The sequence below is a fragment of the Leptospira soteropolitanensis genome, from assembly GCF_026151655.1.
In the GTDB taxonomy this organism is placed as follows: domain Bacteria; phylum Spirochaetota; class Leptospiria; order Leptospirales; family Leptospiraceae; genus Leptospira_A; species Leptospira_A soteropolitanensis.
Genome location: NZ_JAMQPN010000010.1, coordinates 1 through 15007 on the forward strand (window position 1 = coordinate 1; position 15007 = coordinate 15007).

16 protein-coding genes are annotated in these 15007 nt (G+C 35.5%); 11 read left to right on the forward strand and 5 right to left on the reverse strand.

All coding sequences use genetic code 11. The annotated features are described in order from the left end of the window. Nucleotides 1–214: transposase (locus ND811_RS16625; protein WP_265365540.1), on the reverse strand; the 214-nt coding region annotated here is incomplete at its 3' end. Nucleotides 215–318: 104 nt separating this feature from the next. Here ND811_RS16625 and ND811_RS16630 point away from each other — a divergent pair. From ND811_RS16630 to ND811_RS16680, 11 genes are all read left to right on the forward strand, one after another. Beyond that, nucleotides 319–1131 (forward strand): DUF1554 domain-containing protein, encoded by an 813-nt coding sequence (locus ND811_RS16630; RefSeq protein ID WP_265353234.1) that lies wholly within the window; start codon nucleotides 319–321, stop codon nucleotides 1129–1131. 298 nt (nucleotides 1132–1429) lie between these two features. Beyond that, nucleotides 1430–2224 (forward strand): DUF1554 domain-containing protein, encoded by a 795-nt coding sequence (locus ND811_RS16635; protein WP_265353233.1) that lies wholly within the window; start codon nucleotides 1430–1432, stop codon nucleotides 2222–2224. A gap of 81 nt (nucleotides 2225–2305) precedes the next feature. Beyond that, nucleotides 2306–2902 carry an NAD(P)H-dependent oxidoreductase gene (locus ND811_RS16640; RefSeq protein WP_265353232.1) on the forward strand — a complete coding sequence of 199 codons (597 nt, stop codon included), beginning with the start codon at nucleotides 2306–2308 and terminating at the stop codon, nucleotides 2900–2902. A 1-nt stretch (nucleotide 2903) separates the two neighbouring features. Continuing rightward, on the forward strand, nucleotides 2904–3809 hold the full coding sequence (locus ND811_RS16645; RefSeq protein WP_265353231.1) for an alpha/beta fold hydrolase: 906 nt from the start codon (nucleotides 2904–2906) through the stop codon (nucleotides 3807–3809). Further along, entirely contained in the window at nucleotides 3793–4335 is a 543-nt protein-coding gene (locus ND811_RS16650) for a PadR family transcriptional regulator (RefSeq protein ID WP_265353230.1), read from the forward strand. Before ND811_RS16645 ends, ND811_RS16650 begins: the two co-directional genes overlap by 17 nt. Nucleotides 4336–4461: 126 nt before the next feature. Continuing rightward, nucleotides 4462–6597 carry an ABC transporter substrate-binding protein gene (locus ND811_RS16655; RefSeq protein WP_265353229.1) on the forward strand — a complete coding sequence of 712 codons (2136 nt, stop codon included), beginning with the start codon at nucleotides 4462–4464 and terminating at the stop codon, nucleotides 6595–6597. Between the two features lie 102 nt (nucleotides 6598–6699). Next, a complete protein-coding gene (locus ND811_RS16660) occupies nucleotides 6700–7806 on the forward strand; it encodes a DNA alkylation repair protein (protein ID WP_265353228.1) in 1107 nt (368 codons plus the stop codon). 5 nt (nucleotides 7807–7811) lie between these two features. Beyond that, complete coding sequence (locus tag ND811_RS16665; protein WP_265353227.1) at nucleotides 7812–8429, forward strand: hypothetical protein; 618 nt, start codon at nucleotides 7812–7814, stop codon at nucleotides 8427–8429. After that, nucleotides 8419–8952, forward strand: a complete 534-nt coding sequence (locus ND811_RS16670; RefSeq protein WP_265353226.1) for a hypothetical protein — start codon at nucleotides 8419–8421, stop codon at nucleotides 8950–8952. The genes ND811_RS16665 and ND811_RS16670 overlap by 11 nt, the downstream gene beginning before the upstream one ends. Next, on the forward strand, nucleotides 8949–9863 hold the full coding sequence (locus ND811_RS16675; RefSeq protein ID WP_265353225.1) for a CE1 family esterase: 915 nt from the start codon (nucleotides 8949–8951) through the stop codon (nucleotides 9861–9863). The genes ND811_RS16670 and ND811_RS16675 overlap by 4 nt, the downstream gene beginning before the upstream one ends. Further along, nucleotides 9860–10573: an SDR family oxidoreductase gene (locus tag ND811_RS16680; protein ID WP_265353224.1), complete on the forward strand. Its 714-nt coding sequence runs from the start codon at nucleotides 9860–9862 to the stop codon at nucleotides 10571–10573. Before ND811_RS16675 ends, ND811_RS16680 begins: the two co-directional genes overlap by 4 nt. On the opposite strand, the gene ND811_RS16685 is transcribed toward ND811_RS16680, so the two are convergent. The 4 genes from ND811_RS16685 to ND811_RS16700 are packed head-to-tail and all read right to left on the reverse strand — an operon-like array spanning nucleotide 10574 to nucleotide 15003. After that, the gene (locus ND811_RS16685) at nucleotides 10574–11083 is read right to left on the reverse strand and encodes a Crp/Fnr family transcriptional regulator (RefSeq protein ID WP_265353223.1); all 510 of its coding nucleotides are present in this window, start codon (nucleotides 11081–11083) and stop codon (nucleotides 10574–10576) included. It lies immediately after the preceding gene. Beyond that, the gene (locus ND811_RS16690; RefSeq protein WP_265353222.1) at nucleotides 11073–11507 is read right to left on the reverse strand and encodes a Crp/Fnr family transcriptional regulator; all 435 of its coding nucleotides are present in this window, start codon (nucleotides 11505–11507) and stop codon (nucleotides 11073–11075) included. Before ND811_RS16690 ends, ND811_RS16685 begins: the two co-directional genes overlap by 11 nt. Beyond that, on the reverse strand, nucleotides 11507–13444 hold the full coding sequence (locus ND811_RS16695) for an ankyrin repeat domain-containing protein (protein WP_265353221.1): 1938 nt from the start codon (nucleotides 13442–13444) through the stop codon (nucleotides 11507–11509). Before ND811_RS16695 ends, ND811_RS16690 begins: the two co-directional genes overlap by 1 nt. Further along, nucleotides 13441–15003: a peptidoglycan DD-metalloendopeptidase family protein gene (locus tag ND811_RS16700; RefSeq protein ID WP_265353220.1), complete on the reverse strand. Its 1563-nt coding sequence runs from the start codon at nucleotides 15001–15003 to the stop codon at nucleotides 13441–13443. Before ND811_RS16700 ends, ND811_RS16695 begins: the two co-directional genes overlap by 4 nt. Between the last annotated feature and the right edge of the window lie 4 nt (nucleotides 15004–15007).

Below are 15007 nucleotides of genomic sequence, written 5' to 3' on the forward strand. Positions count from 1 at the left end.
TTGCCACAATTTTCTTCAATTCTGAATTCTCTCGTTCAAGTTCTTTCATTTTTTGGATATCACTTAATTCAAGACCTCCATATTGGTTCCGCCATCTATACAAAGTTTGCTCTGTAAAACCATATTTTCTTGATAATTCTTTGATCGTAACTCCAGATTCTGCTTCTTTTAGAATTTGGAATATCTTAGGTTCTTCTACTCTTTTCTTCGCCATGCTTTACTCCTATTTATCGGAGGAAAACTAACTTATCAAGTGGTCCAATTTTTGGGGGGCAGGTCACTGCTGGTATCGTTGATTTCAATTCTTCTGTTATTTTTGTGAATAGAAAAGAAGGTAAAGTTTCAGAAGGCGGTGGAGACTTAACTTTAGGTAGTTCTCAATCCTTTACAGTTCAACTAAAAAGAAAACCTATATCGAAGGTTGAAATCCAATTGGTGCTTTCGGATTTAACTTATGTTACTGCATCGCAATTGAATATTACATTCGATTCCCAATCGTGGTCGATTCCACAGACTTTTTATATTACTGCTAAAAATGATGATTTGTTGAATGGCAATCGAAAGATTAGTCTGCAACTCATAGCAAAATCGGATGATACAGATTTAGATCTAACACCTATAATTATACCGATTGAAGTTTTGGATAATGAAAAACGATTATTTGTTTCAGCAAATGCATATACGGGAGGATCTTTTGGCGGAATTTCTGGGGCTGATACTATTTGTTCTTCTGATATAAAATGTCCTGCTGGTTCAACTTGTAAGGCGATGATTTTAGGTTCAACGCGAGTAGCCTCTCAATCTGCAAATTTAGGTGACGGCCAGGTTGATTGGGTTCTACATCCTAATGCCCATTATTATCTCACCGATAACACATCTTTGATAGCAAATACAAATTCCTCTTCACTCTTACAAATTCCCTTTTTCAGTGTTATGAGTGCCACTGCTCCTGGGACATGGCTTGGTAGTAACTTTGGTTGGATATTGGGGGCAAATAGTTGTAGTGATTGGACGGATAATACTAATACTGTTACGGGTTATATGCTTCGTACACAATTTACAAATAGCACGCTTTTTGGAGGTAATTTTAATTGTAATAACCCTGTAAATTTATTTTGCGTAGAGTATTAACATTTTAGCTGTATGAGTTTTGTAGTTACTTGTAAAAAAATATAGGAAAAAAATTAATTGCATTATTAATGCTTTTTGTTCTCAAACTTGAGAAAATTACAATTTGGTTTTTCGTTTCCTTTTTTGCATTTCTCTCTTGCGCAAAAACTGAGTTAAATAACCTATGTGACCCGAATTCACGCTCTTATGGTGACACCTTCATTCTATTAGGCTTGCTAGGTGAAAAAAACACCCTTGTTTTCCAGGGGTTAGAATCGTTACAAATCCGGGTCTTAACATTAATACATACAATGGCACTTTGTCTGAGTCCGGAGGAAATGCTTCTCAAGGTAGCTCGATCACTTTTGAATCCTTTTTTGGATCTGCTCCCAAAGATACAGTTTCCGTCCAAGTCATAGTAAGTAATCCAAGTTATGCTACGGTTTCACCAACATCATTTGTTTGGACACCAAATGACTGGGAAGTCTCAAAAAATATTACGGTAACAGCAGTGAATGATACCCTATTAAATGGGACCAGAGATTTTTTGATTCGTTTGTTACCAACATCGGCGGATAGTAATTTGCGACTTCAAGAAAGATTGATCTCGATGCAGATTCAAGATAATGATAAACGGTTATTCGTGAATTCAACTCTTACTAAAGGAAATCTAGGTGGGATTGTTGGCGCAGATGCCATGTGTTCAATGGATCCAAAGTGTCCTGCGGGTTCCCTATGTAAGGCGATGCTTGTTACCGATTCGGGAGTTAGAATCGCAAGTTTAACAGCAAATGCTGGTGATGGTCAAGTGGATTGGGTTTTAAAACCTTATGCGTCTTATTATCAGAGTAATAATATTACTCTGATTGGTACTACAAATGGTGTTTCTTTACTAACATTCCCGCTTCTGGCAGGAATTGATCCAGGCTCTGTAACAACTTGGACAGGGATGGGAACCTCCTGGGATGCGCAACCGGACCATTGTTCCAATTGGGGAAATTCAGTTTCTGGAAATGGCGTTGTGGGCAATTCAAGTAGTACTTCAGGGGCACTCCTCAATAATTTGAACGTTGCATGCACTAGTGATTTGAAGTTCTACTGCGCAGAACAATAAGGAAAAATTTTGAATTTTCGTATTGACAAAGCATATCTAATAGATATATCTTGGAAATATATCTATTAGATATGGTGTCCCATGCAAACAAATCGTCGGAATATTCTTGTAGTCCTTGGCCATCCGAATTCGAATTCACTTTGTGCGCATTTAGCGGAAACCTATGTAAATGAAGCAAAGAAAGTCGGTCATACTGTCAATTTTCTGAAATTAGGTGAATTGAAATTTGATTATAATTTACATATGGGTCATAAAAAAGAATCCCAACAGTTACTAGAACCTGACTTAATCCAAAGTCAAAGATTGATATCGGAATCTGATCATTTGGTCTTTGTATTTCCTAGTTGGTGGGCCAGTATGCCTGCGGTTTTAAAAGCATGGATTGATCGCGTTTTTTTGCCTGGATTTTCTTTTAAATATCGAAAGAATTCACCATTTCCCGAAAAACTTTTGTTAGGTAAAACTGCCCGTATTATTGTAACAATGGATGCTCCGAGTTGGTATTACAAATGGTTCAATAAATCTCCTGGTGTTCAGTTATTGAAGTTTGGTACTTTGGAATTTTGTGGAGTATCTCCAGTCAAAGTAACTATCTTTGGTCAGGTAAGAACTCGAAAACAACGAGACTTTATGAAATGGACTAAGTTAGTTGAATCGATTGCAATAGAAGGTAAATAATATGATTTTTGCTAATCCAGAATTAAATGAATTTGAAAGTAAGGGGCAATATTTAAATTTTCGAGGTTACTCAATTTTTTACCGTGTGATAGGAACTGGTGAAAATATATTCCTTCTACATGGATATCCATTCAATAGTTATGACTGGAGTTTAGTCATTCCAGAGTTATCCAAAGAGAAAAAGATTATCCTTCTGGATTTTTTGGGAATGGGTTTTTCTGATAAACCACAAAATTATCGTTATACGTTTGAAGAATACGCAGAGATAGTGAATGAAGTTGCTAAACATTTGAATATAGTTGAAGCCGATATTTTGGCCCATGATTTAGCAGTAAGTGTTGTCCAAGAAATGTTAGCATCTCCGGAGAAAAATAAATTTCAAATTCGATCGATTGCGTTTATGAATGGGGGTTTGTTTATAGATGTTTATAAACCAAGGTTGATTCAAAGGTTATTATCGCAAACTCCCAATGCGATCGGAAGATTTTTAAGTAATCGTATGAGCAGAAAATCAGTTGAGAATTCTCTACTTCGTTTATTTGGCCGAGATACAAAACCAAACTTAAGTTTACTAAATATTCTTTGGGAAGTGTTAAATTATAAAAAGGGAAAATCAATAGCCTACCTCATTGGTAGAATGGTCTTTGAAAAAGTTCATTATCAAAATAGGTGGATTGAGGCGATGTTAAAAACAGGAATTCCATTTTGTTATATTTGTGGACCTGCTGATCCAAATTCTGGAAGGCATATGGCAAATCGGTTTACACAAACTTTTCCTAATAAGCCTGTTTATTTTTTATCAGAAATGATAGGTCATTGGCCGCAAATAGAGTCGCCGAATGAAGTGACTTCAATGTATTATCAATTTCAGAATTATCTAAAAGATTTAAATGAAACGAGAAAGTAAAACACCTTATGCGCTCCTAGGAATTTTATCGCAATGTGAAATGAATGGGTATGAAATCCGTAAATACATTGAATCAACGATTAGTTTTTTCTGGAGTGAAAGTTTTGGTCAGATTTATCCAACACTAGCGAAGTTAGAAGAAGAAGGCTTAATTCGTGAATGGGAAAAAACTGACAGTAGCGGAAAAAAGAAAAAAGTGTATAAAATCACTCGTCCTGGGTTAGAAGCATTTCGCCGTTGGATGGATGAATCTACCATTCAAACTAATAAAAGAAATGAACTATTGTTTAAGGTATTTTTTGGAAGGCATATGAATCCTAAGCTATTAACTCAACAATTGGAAGAAGAAACAAGAAAACAAAAAGAGGATTTAAAATCTCTCAAAACTTTTCAAAAAGAATTAGACAGTGATTGGGAAAACCATCCTGACCAAGAATACTGGTCTCTCACGCTAGAATATGCAGAAAAACTAGCAAAACTCAATCTTGACTGGATTGAAAAAGTAAAACAGAAGATTAATCATTAAGTTTTTATTCTAAATTTTAATCAATGTAAAAGATGGTAACATTCCTATTTGGAGCAAAATGAAATAAAATGGTTTTATATTGATTAATTTCATTGATTTGCAAAATACAATCGATATAAAAAGCTTATGCATGGAAGGGCCTCTAAAAAGATTTTTTTCTTTTTTTTTAGCCTTCTCTGTTTATCTCACTCCCCTGTTTTCGGAATCGAAAAAGTTACTCTTCATTTAAAATGGTTTCATCAATTCCAATTTGCTGGATATTATACTGCACTAGAAAAGGGTTTTTATCGAGATGTTGGGCTAGATGTTGAAATTTTAGAAAGTACTGTTGGAATCAAAGGTATTCATGAAAAAGTAATACAATCAACCGGTCAATATGGTGTTGGAAGTAATGAATTAATTCAAGAACGATTTGCTGGAAAACCCGTAGTGGTACTTGCTGTAATTTTTCAACATTCTCCTTCCGTTTTATATTTCAAAAAGACTTCGAATATTCAAAGTATCCACGACCTCGCTGGAAAACGAGTGATGTTGACTCCGAGAATGGATGAAATAGTGGCTTATTTGAAAAAAGAAGGTATTGGGCCTAGCGATTTACAATTGTTAGAGCATGGATTCAATCCAAATGATTTAATACAAGGAAAGGTTGATGCATATTCTGGTTATGCAACAACACAAGCGTATGATTTTAAAAAAGCAGGATTCCCTTATATTGCTTATTCGCCACGAGTTGCTGGGATAGATTTTTATGGCGATAATTTGTTTACCAGTGAAGCCGAGATTCGGGAACATCCAGAGAGAGTTAAGGCTTTTAGGGAAGCGAGTCTTCGTGGTTGGCAATATGCGATGGCGCATCAATCGGAGATAGTTGACCTTATTTACGAAAAATATTCAAAACGGAATCCGAAAGAAAGATTACTTTTTGAAGCGGAACAAATGACTCCATTGATTCAACCTGTCCTGGTTGAGATGGGGTATATGAATCCTGGCCGATGGAAACATATCAATGAAGTATATTCCGAATTAGGAATGTTGCCTAAAAATATTGATTTAAAAGGATTTATCTACGATCCTAACCCAAAAGTTAACTACGATTGGATTTATTATGCGTTTGGATTTATAGTTGTTTCTTTTTTAATAATTTGGTTGGTTCAATGGCGGAGATTGAATAAACAATATTCTGAGAATCTTAAGAAGCAGGTTGAAGTTAGAACTGAAGAGTTAAAACATTCGAATGAATATTTGCAGGTATTAAATCAGAGTTTGTTGAATACATTGAAAGAGCTTACTGAGGCTCAAGAGAGACTTTTGGCATCCGAAAAGTTGGCGGTTCTTGGACAATTATCAGCAGGAATGGCACATGAACTGAATACACCGTTAGGTGCGATAGTTTCTTCAAACCAATCTATCACCGATTTTCTAAATAAAATAAAGAACGTTATTGAGTCTATAATTGGATTTAATAAAGAGGATTCTTTGCGATTCCATAAGTTGCTTGAACAAAGTTTGAAAAATAATATTTTCCTTGAGGGAAAGGAAGAGCGATCTATAAAAAAAGAACTAGCTATAAAGTATTCGAATTCGAAAAAGATGGATTTATATGGAAAACATATGCAGCTGGTGGTCGAAACTGGAGCGTTTCGTTTGGGTGATGGACTAAACGAAATTTTAGAAAGTGAAAATTCTCTTCAAATTTTGGAAACTGTAGCAAATATTTTTGCTGCCTATCGATCTAATCAAATCATATCGGTTGCATCAGAAAAAGCAACCCATGTAATCAAAGCTTTGAAGAGTTACTTGGTTTCAGAAAAAGATATTTTAAGTGGGGATACCGCGGTTGATCTTATTTTCGAAATTGAAACTATATTGTCTTTATATCATCACAAGTTAACTAAAGTTAATGTGTTAAAAAAATATTTAACAGATAAAAAATGCAAAGGAAGTAGAGATAAACTGAATCAAGTTTGGATTAATCTTTTGAATAATGCATTACAGGCAATGGGTTATGTCGGAACATTAGAAATCAAAATTCAGGAAGTGGAATCTTGGATTAAAGTGTCTATTACTGATTCCGGCACTGGCATTTCTGACTCAATTAAGAATAAAATTTTTGATCCATTCTTTACGACAAAACCTGCGGGAGAAGGTATGGGCTTAGGTCTTGATATTTGCAAAAAGATAATTTTACAAATGGGAGGAAAAATTGAGTTAGAAGATGTTCCGAATGGAGCGTGTTTTTCTGTTTGGTTGCCAATGGCTTGACGCCGACTAAATTTTTTATAATCTGCTTATCTTAAATTCTAACGAAAAATACTTTTTCGATTCCAATTACTAAAGGGGGGATGTAGAATCGTTTTAGTTCGTATGGAACCTTTAAAAGCAATGTATTCCCGAGAATGGGTTCTCGGATTCGGTAACCAATTGGCTAAGGTTGATTCCAAAATCAATCCTCTGACATTCCAAAAACAGGTATTTGCTTCTCCCTGGAAACAGTTGGAATTAAAAGAAAGAATCAACCGTTTATCTGATGTGTTGGTTGAATATTGGCAAGATCCTCTTGTTCAAATATATCCGAATTTATTTAAATTGATAGAAACTTTACGCAAACAGGGTGTTTCTGATTTTAATTTTCCTTATATCTTTTTGAATGATGTTGTCACCAAAAAGGGGTTAAATGATTTTGAAACATCGATGAAAGTACTGGAAAAACTCACGGTATTTTCTAGTGCTGAGTTTGCTATTAGGTTCTTTTACAAACAACACTTTGATAAAACCTTAAAACAAATGTATAAATGGTCGAAACATAAAGAGCCAATGGTTAGGCGACTGGCTAGCGAAGGAAGTCGGCCGATGTTACCTTGGGGCATTGGCATTCCTGAAATTAAAAAAAATCCAGCAATACATATGCCTATTATTGAAACTCTTTGGGATGATAAAGATGAGATTGTTCGAAGGAGTGCAGCGAATCATTTAAATGATATCTCTAAACTTAATTCTGATTTAGTGTTGGAGTTCTGTAGAAATAAATTTGGAAAGTCAAAAGAATTAGATAAAAATTTGAAACATGCTTTGCGAACGCTTCTAAAAAAAGGAAATACTGAGGCACTATCTTTTTTTTCTTATAACACAAATTGGAAACCCCAAAAAATCAAATTTGAATTATTGAATAAAATAGTCAAGATAGGAAGTCCACTTGAGTTTAAAGTTTCAATCAAACAAACGCCTAAGGATGAAACTAAGGTTAGGATAGAATATAAAATTGGGTTTTTGTTAGCGAATGGTACCTTTGGTTATAAGGTATTTCAGTTGGGTGAAAGAAGTTTATTGCCAAATGAAGAAGTGATAATTTATAAAAAACATTCATTTATACCGATCACTACCAGGGTATATTATCCTGGAACACATACTATATCGATTTTATTAAATGGCAATGAAATCAAATTATATAAATTTGAATTAATAAGAGGATAGGGACCATGCAACAAAGATTTTTAATTGTTCTGTTATGTTTATTATTTAAAGTTCCTTTTATTTCTTGTTCTGTATTTTATTCCTCAGAGAGACCAAGGGTTGATTTTTCTAAAAACATTAAAAATAAATCTATTAGTTATGAATTGATTGGTTGGGATGACGAGGCAGACCGTAGAAGGATTTCTTATATACTATCTGCTTTACAATCCTCTGGAAAATTTTCAACTGTTCGATACCAAGACCCTACAAAAACAGATGTTCATGTCCAAATCATTTTGGAATCAAGTCCTAGATTCAAATTCTTCTTAGGAGAAGCATCTGAACCAGTTTCTTATTTGCCAGAGAGGGATCCTATCAGATTTGGAGTTTATTTAATCAATCGTTTCCTTGCTATTAGTACTTTTTTTGTAATACCTGATGTTGATCGAGATGATGATTATTTGGTATTTAGATTAAGTAAAAAAGGAAAACCATACAAGGAGTTTCGATATCCGATGGAATCCTATCGCGTGTTTGGTTGGGTTTCTCTTCTCCTAATGTGGGGAGATGATAGTAAAGAATGGAAACCAATCCTTACGGAAAAAGTGTCCGAATTTTTAGGAGATACATCCAATGAACTTTAAGTCTAAGTTACGATTTTTGATTTGTATTCTTCTTATCCCTGTTTTACTTAATTGTGCTGCTTTTCCGGATGTTGTTATATCTAAAGAACGTAAATCTTTATCGATTGAAAAAGAAAAAGTCAGAATCGTTTTTACAGGGTTTTACCGTTACGATGAAGAAAAAAAGGCGATCTTGGAAGTTTTGTTAAAAGAAGGATTCATTAATGATCCAAATGCCAGTTTAGGATTAGAAGTGATTCTCCAAAAAAGAGAGCCGCATTATCGCTATTTATGGATACATCGATTGAATTTTCTTTTGACATTTCTTTCGGGTGGTTTTGTTCCATCTCATATCAGGACGGAATCTACACTTACTTTTCGATATTCTAATTTAGGTGAAGTAGAAAAAGAATTTGTATATGATCTTGGAATGGATCAGTGGCGTGGAATTCCAGTTGTTATTTTTATGATCACTCATTGGCCAAACAAAGTTTATAAAGAACAATTAATTGAAGCAACTAAATTGGAGATAAAAGAAATATGAGGACATTGTCTGCAATTGCCTTTTTATGTTTAACTTTATCATGTATGGGGCTCACTCGAAAGTTATCTCCAAATGAAAAACAGGATGTTTTGGAAATTCAAAATAACAAAAGAACATATATGGTTCATTATCCAAAAAAATGGGATGGTTCACCAGTTCCTCTGTTAGTTGCGTTGCATGGGAGATTTGGCTCTGGTTCTTCTATGATCAAACAAACTAAATTGGATCTTCTTTCTGATTCAAAGGGTTTTGTGGTAGTTTTTCCCGATGGTTTTAAAAGAAGTTGGGCTGACGGAAGGGGAAATACCCCAGCAGATCAAAACAAAATCAATGATGTTGTTTTCATTGAATCCATAGTAAAAAGGTTAATAGCGGAAGGATCTGTAAATTCAAAGGAAATATTTTTGGTTGGCCATTCTAATGGTGGTTTTATGGCTCAAAGATTGGCCGTTGAAAAACCCGAACTATGGAAAGGAGTGGTGAGTGTTGCGGCTCAACTTTCCGTATCAACGCTGAAGAGGAAGTTGAGTTTAAAAACAAAACCCGTTTCTATTGGTATCATCGCTGGAACTGAGGATCCATTAGTTCCGTATAGTGGTGGTTATGTGAGAGATGGGGGAGAGATTCTTTCAGTTGATGATTCTATTCAAAGATGGAAAGAATGGAATTCTTGCGGTGATGTTGTTACTAAAAAATCAAAAAGTTTCAAAGAAGACGAAGCAGAAATAAAACTAGATTTCTTTCGATATGAGTCTTGTGCAGAGAATACCAAAGTCGGTTTAATTCAGCTAAATGGCTTGGGTCATAGTTGGCCGGGAGAAACACCAATGATACCATTTATAAATCAGGGAAAAACTACGAAGGTCATTAGTGGTTCTGAACTTGTATGGGATTTTATGGAGAGTTTGTGAAGGATTCAAAAGTTGCATTAGTAACCGGAGCATCTAGAGGGATTGGGCTTTCCATATCTCGGATGTTAGTTGGTTTGGGGTATAAGGTTTATGGAATAGCCAGAAATCCAGAAAATTGTAATTATTCAAATGATAAGTTCCATTTAATTTCTTGTGATCTTAACGATGTTAAACAGTTGGATCGGATATTAGATACTATTCCTGATAAAAAAGATGTAAGTTTGTTGGTTCATAATGCAGGACTTGCCTATTTTTCTCCAGTAGAAGAATTATCTTCAGATAAAATTCGAGAAATGGTTGGACTCCATATTACTGCACCAATGTTATTAACTACTCATCTGACTCGATTTTTAAAACAAAACAAGGGTCGCATTGTATTTATTGGATCAGTCGCTGGTAAGGAAATTTCTCCTTGGGGGAATGTGTATGCTTCTCTAAAAGCAGGTATTCATCATTACGCAAGGGAACTATTTGCCGAATTGCGAAAGTTTGGTGTGAAAGTTCATTTGATCATACCTGACATCACTAAAACCGATTTTTATAATCACCTGAATTTTGAACCTGATGAAGATCCAAAGTCTTTTTTATTGCCTGATCAAATTGCTGATGTTATTAGGGATTTAGTTGCGGAAGATCGAGGTTGGGTGATACCTGAGATTCAGATTTCACCAGAATTCTTTAAATTAAAACGTAAAAACAAAGTTAAATAGTCATTCACCAATGGGTGTTGTATTGTCAGAAAATGGATCTTGCGCCGACGTTGACTCATCACTTCCAATAGAGGTGGCATTAGTAGTTGGTATCATTTTTGCAATCACAGAGTCTTCGTCTTGTTTTCGTTTGATGGCTCTAATTTTTCCATCAGTTTCGTAGAGCCTTTCGATTACCTTTTTCAGTAATAGAAATAAAAACTCGGGACTTTCTTGGCTCATCTGCACAAAAGTAGTTCTGTTGATGATTCCTAATTTTGCAGATTCAGATACTACAACAATGGAAGCAGCTCTTGGACTATTATTGATAATTGCCATCTCCCCAAAAAATTCACCAGGTAGAATGCTTCTGAGTTTTACATGTTTGTTTTCAATTTGTTTATAAATATCGAGTTGTCCTTCAAACAAAAAAAACATAGCACCGTTCGAAGGTACTCCTTCCTTAAAGAGCACCTCACCTCGTTTGATGTTGATCATACTTAGTTTTGCGAGTGATTCTTTAAGTCCCATCAGTAGACTCCGTAAGATCTTTTAGCTTTTGTTCTGCTTCTATCAAACGTTCAACATAAGTTTGTAATAAAGCATATACAAACATAGGATTTGAGTTAGCGATACGTATTAAATTTTGTTTGTCTAAAATTCCAAGTTGTGCTCGGTCTGATTCTATAAAAACAGTCATCGCTCGAGGGTGACTAGAAATCAGCGCAATTTCCCCAAAAAATTCTCCTGTAGAAAGTTTTCGCACTTCATGAAAATTTCCTTGGTCCGGGGCACCCATGCCAACAGAAAGAGTTCCACTTAAAATGAAATACATTCTTTCGTTAGACGGTTCTCCTTCTCTTACGATGATTTCTCCTCGTTTAAAAGTCTTCGTAGGGACAGTGTTTACAAAGTCAAAAATGTTGATTCGATTATCTTTTTTAGGAATGGACATTAAAGGCCGCGGTAAATCTCAATTAGTTCAGGAATTCTTTTTTCCTCAGCATATTCTAGAGGTGACTTTCCCATTTTGTCTTCCACTTTAGAATCTCCGCCGTTTAGGACGAATACCCTCGCTAATTCCAAAATAGAATCGCTTTTACCAGGATCAAACTGGATTGCTAGTTCGGAAAGTATAGTTTTCCCTAATTTATCCTGTTGGTTTATATTCGCTCTTCTCTCTATTAGGAATAGTACTAATTTCTTGTAACTTTCGGACTGAGTGGTATCACGGGAGGATAAAAACTTTTGGATTGCTTTGTGTAAAATAGTAAGGCCATTGTTGTCTGTTAGGTTAGGATCTGCACCTAATGTGATGAGTTGGGACATCGTATCAATACGATTTCTATTGAGTGCAATGTGAAGAGCACTTAACCCACGTTTGTTTTTGGTATTTGGGTTCAAACCTTTTGTCACCAAGAGTTTAATAGTTTCATCGGCAAACTTTTGTTCTTTTTTATCAATTTCCAACTTACAAACTACTGTAATGAGGTTTTCTCCTTCTTCGTTTAAAGATTGAAGATCGGCACCAGCTGAAACTAAAAGTTTAAATGCTTCTGCATCCTTTCTTTCGATAGTCGAAAAAATCAGACTAACACCGTCTTTTTGTTTGTGGTTGGGATCTGCCTTTTTTGATAATAGAAACTTAGCAATAGCGATTTGTTTGTTCTCTAAAGCTAAAGAAAGTGAGGTTTCGTTGGTTTTAAGGTTTAATGCGTCTACAGGAACATTCTTTTTCACTAAAGCTTCTACAATTTTAAGACCAGCTTTTCTCGAAGCCAAATGAATCGGAAGATACCCAGATGGATTTGGTGTCATTAGATCTGCATTTTTTTGTATTAAGAGATCGGCGATAGTCCACTTTGAATTTTCAATAGAGTCTTCAAGAGGATTTTTAATAGTAGAAAGTGTTTGGTTGGGATTAGCACCAGATTCCAATACAAGTTTTAATAAGTTTGTATCATTTTTTTGCAAAGCGAGCTCGAAAAGAGTTTTTCCGCTTAAATTCTTGGAGTCTACGTTTAGTCCTTTTTTAATTAATAAGCTAATCGCTGTTAAATTTTTTTTCTCTAAAGCATAAAATAACAAAGATTCTCCGTCAGGAGTTTTGGTATTTACGTCAGCTCCTCGGTTCAGAAGAACTTCCAATCCCTGGGTAAATCCTTTTTCAATCGCAAACACAATGGGACGTATTGATTTTGTATCCTCTGCATTTGGATTGCCATTGGAATCTAAACTTAATGTTAAAAGTTTTAAATTCTTCTGTTCAATGGAAACAAACACGGGAGTTCTTCCTGTTAAATCAGGGAGATTAATGTCAGCACCATTTTGGAGTAGGTAGTTAATCGAATCGATCTTTGACTTTTCGAATGCTAAATACAGTGGGGACTTTCTTGGATTGTTTCTTAAGTTTACATCGGCTTTGCTTTCTACAAGTAACTTCTGTACGGCAAGACTCGATTTTAAAACAGCTACATGGAGGGCTGTATTCCCATCAGCATCATATGCATTGAGGTCTGCACCTTTTTCCACAATGGTTTTGATTTGGTTTGTAAAACGAGAAGTAACCACATAGTGTAACAAAGTTTTGCCGGAGAGATCCCTTTTGTTGAGATCGGCACCTTGGTTGAGTAAAATTTCAAAATGTTTAGGTTTATTTTTTTCAACAGCAAGTACTAGAAGAGACTTTCCCGATTCGTCACTGCTGTTAATATCACCACCATTAGAGATTGCATTTTCAAATTCCTTTAAGTTCCCTTTGGTTAAAATCTGAACCATATCGGGCGTGGTTTGAGTAATCGACGTTGATTCTATTGGGTTTTCTTGCGAAAAAATAGTTCCGAAGGAAACGAGTTGTAGGAATAAACTAAAGGTAATCAGATTATGTTTCATTTGGGTAAATAGGCGTCAGGATCCAATGCTTGTTGGTCAGGGCCTTTCCTAACTTCAAAATGTAAATGTGGGCCGGTGGATTTACCGGTATTGCCAACCTGACCAATGATGTCGCCTGATCGGACAGTGTCACCTTCTTTTACTTGGCGTTCATTTTGGTGGGCATAATAAGTGAATATATTGTTTTTATGACTTAGAATTGTTAGCATCCCATAACCACCGCTAGTTGTTATTGTTCTCCAAACCTTTCCATCGCTCACGGCTTTTATTGGTGTACCAATGGAAGCAGGTAAGTCGATTCCTGAATGAAAGGCTCCGACTTTACCTGTCACTGGGTCAACTCTCGTTCCAAAATTCGATGACACATAACGATCGTTATCAACAGGAATTTGAAAGTATTTGGAAATATCGTCACTGTCAACAAGAGGGCCTCGCTCTTTGGAAACAAATCCTCCAAAGACCCAACCTTCCCATTCATCATTCCATGAAACGTAAATCCATTTGGATCTCACTCCACCTATGGTTTCTATTTCTTTTTTTGAATCAATGATTTTGATTTTTTCATCACCAGGGATTGTTATGATAACTGAGCCGTAATCGTTTGGTTCATCTCGCATTCTTAAACTTGCGGAGCGTATGTACCTTTTTTCTCCATTTTTTAGTTCATCTGGATTTTCTTGGGGATAGTTATTTTCTCCTGATTGAACATCATAAGATACCACTTCGGATGAACTTAAATAACCACCAAATACCCATCCATTTCCGTAAGCAGATGATATTTGAAACCATTGAGCTGTGATTCCATCAATGGTATCTTCAGAGACCGTTGCGGATTCGATTTTTACTTTTAGGCCTTTAGGAAGTCTCGCAACTACATAGGCATTGACATCAGGTTCTCCACGCATATTAAGAGAACTTGCCTCGACCCACATATCTTTTCCTTTTTTGCTATCGGAATAATTATTGTTAGGTGTCTCTGGTATTCGACCTGAGAGAGAAGACAAATCTAAAGAAAGTCCTTCTGTATTTCTGGATTTTAGCATTGGTTTGGTAGGTGAAAGTAAGTCTTGAGACACATAACCTTCTTGTTTAGATTTGGTTCGTACAAGAACCCAATGTGGCTCTTCTTTTTTTGCAGTTACGTCTTGTTTCAGAACCATAACCACTTCTAAAGTATCACCTTTTTTTACTTTTACGTTTGAACGATTAGAGATAGTATGCGAAGGTTCTAGTTGAAGGATAAAATTTTCTGCAGCAATAGCCGAAACCATCTTTGATTTTTTATCTTTGGCGCCCGGTGCGGCATTATGGTCTGCGATCCCTTCTGCTTGTTTTAAATCGATAGGAGTAGTCGCCATTTTAAATCCAGAAAATTTTGCCTGCACTCGATTTACAAAGTCATTATATTTCTGTAAAATTTCTTCCTGTTTCTTTTGGTTAGCTGTGATAAGGCCGGTTTGTCGTTGTTTGTCCCTATCTTCCAATGTGGTTTGAGAAAGGATTGGGAAAGTGCAGAACGAAAGAAAAATAGACGTTAATAGGATTCTCTGATTCTTCATAAAA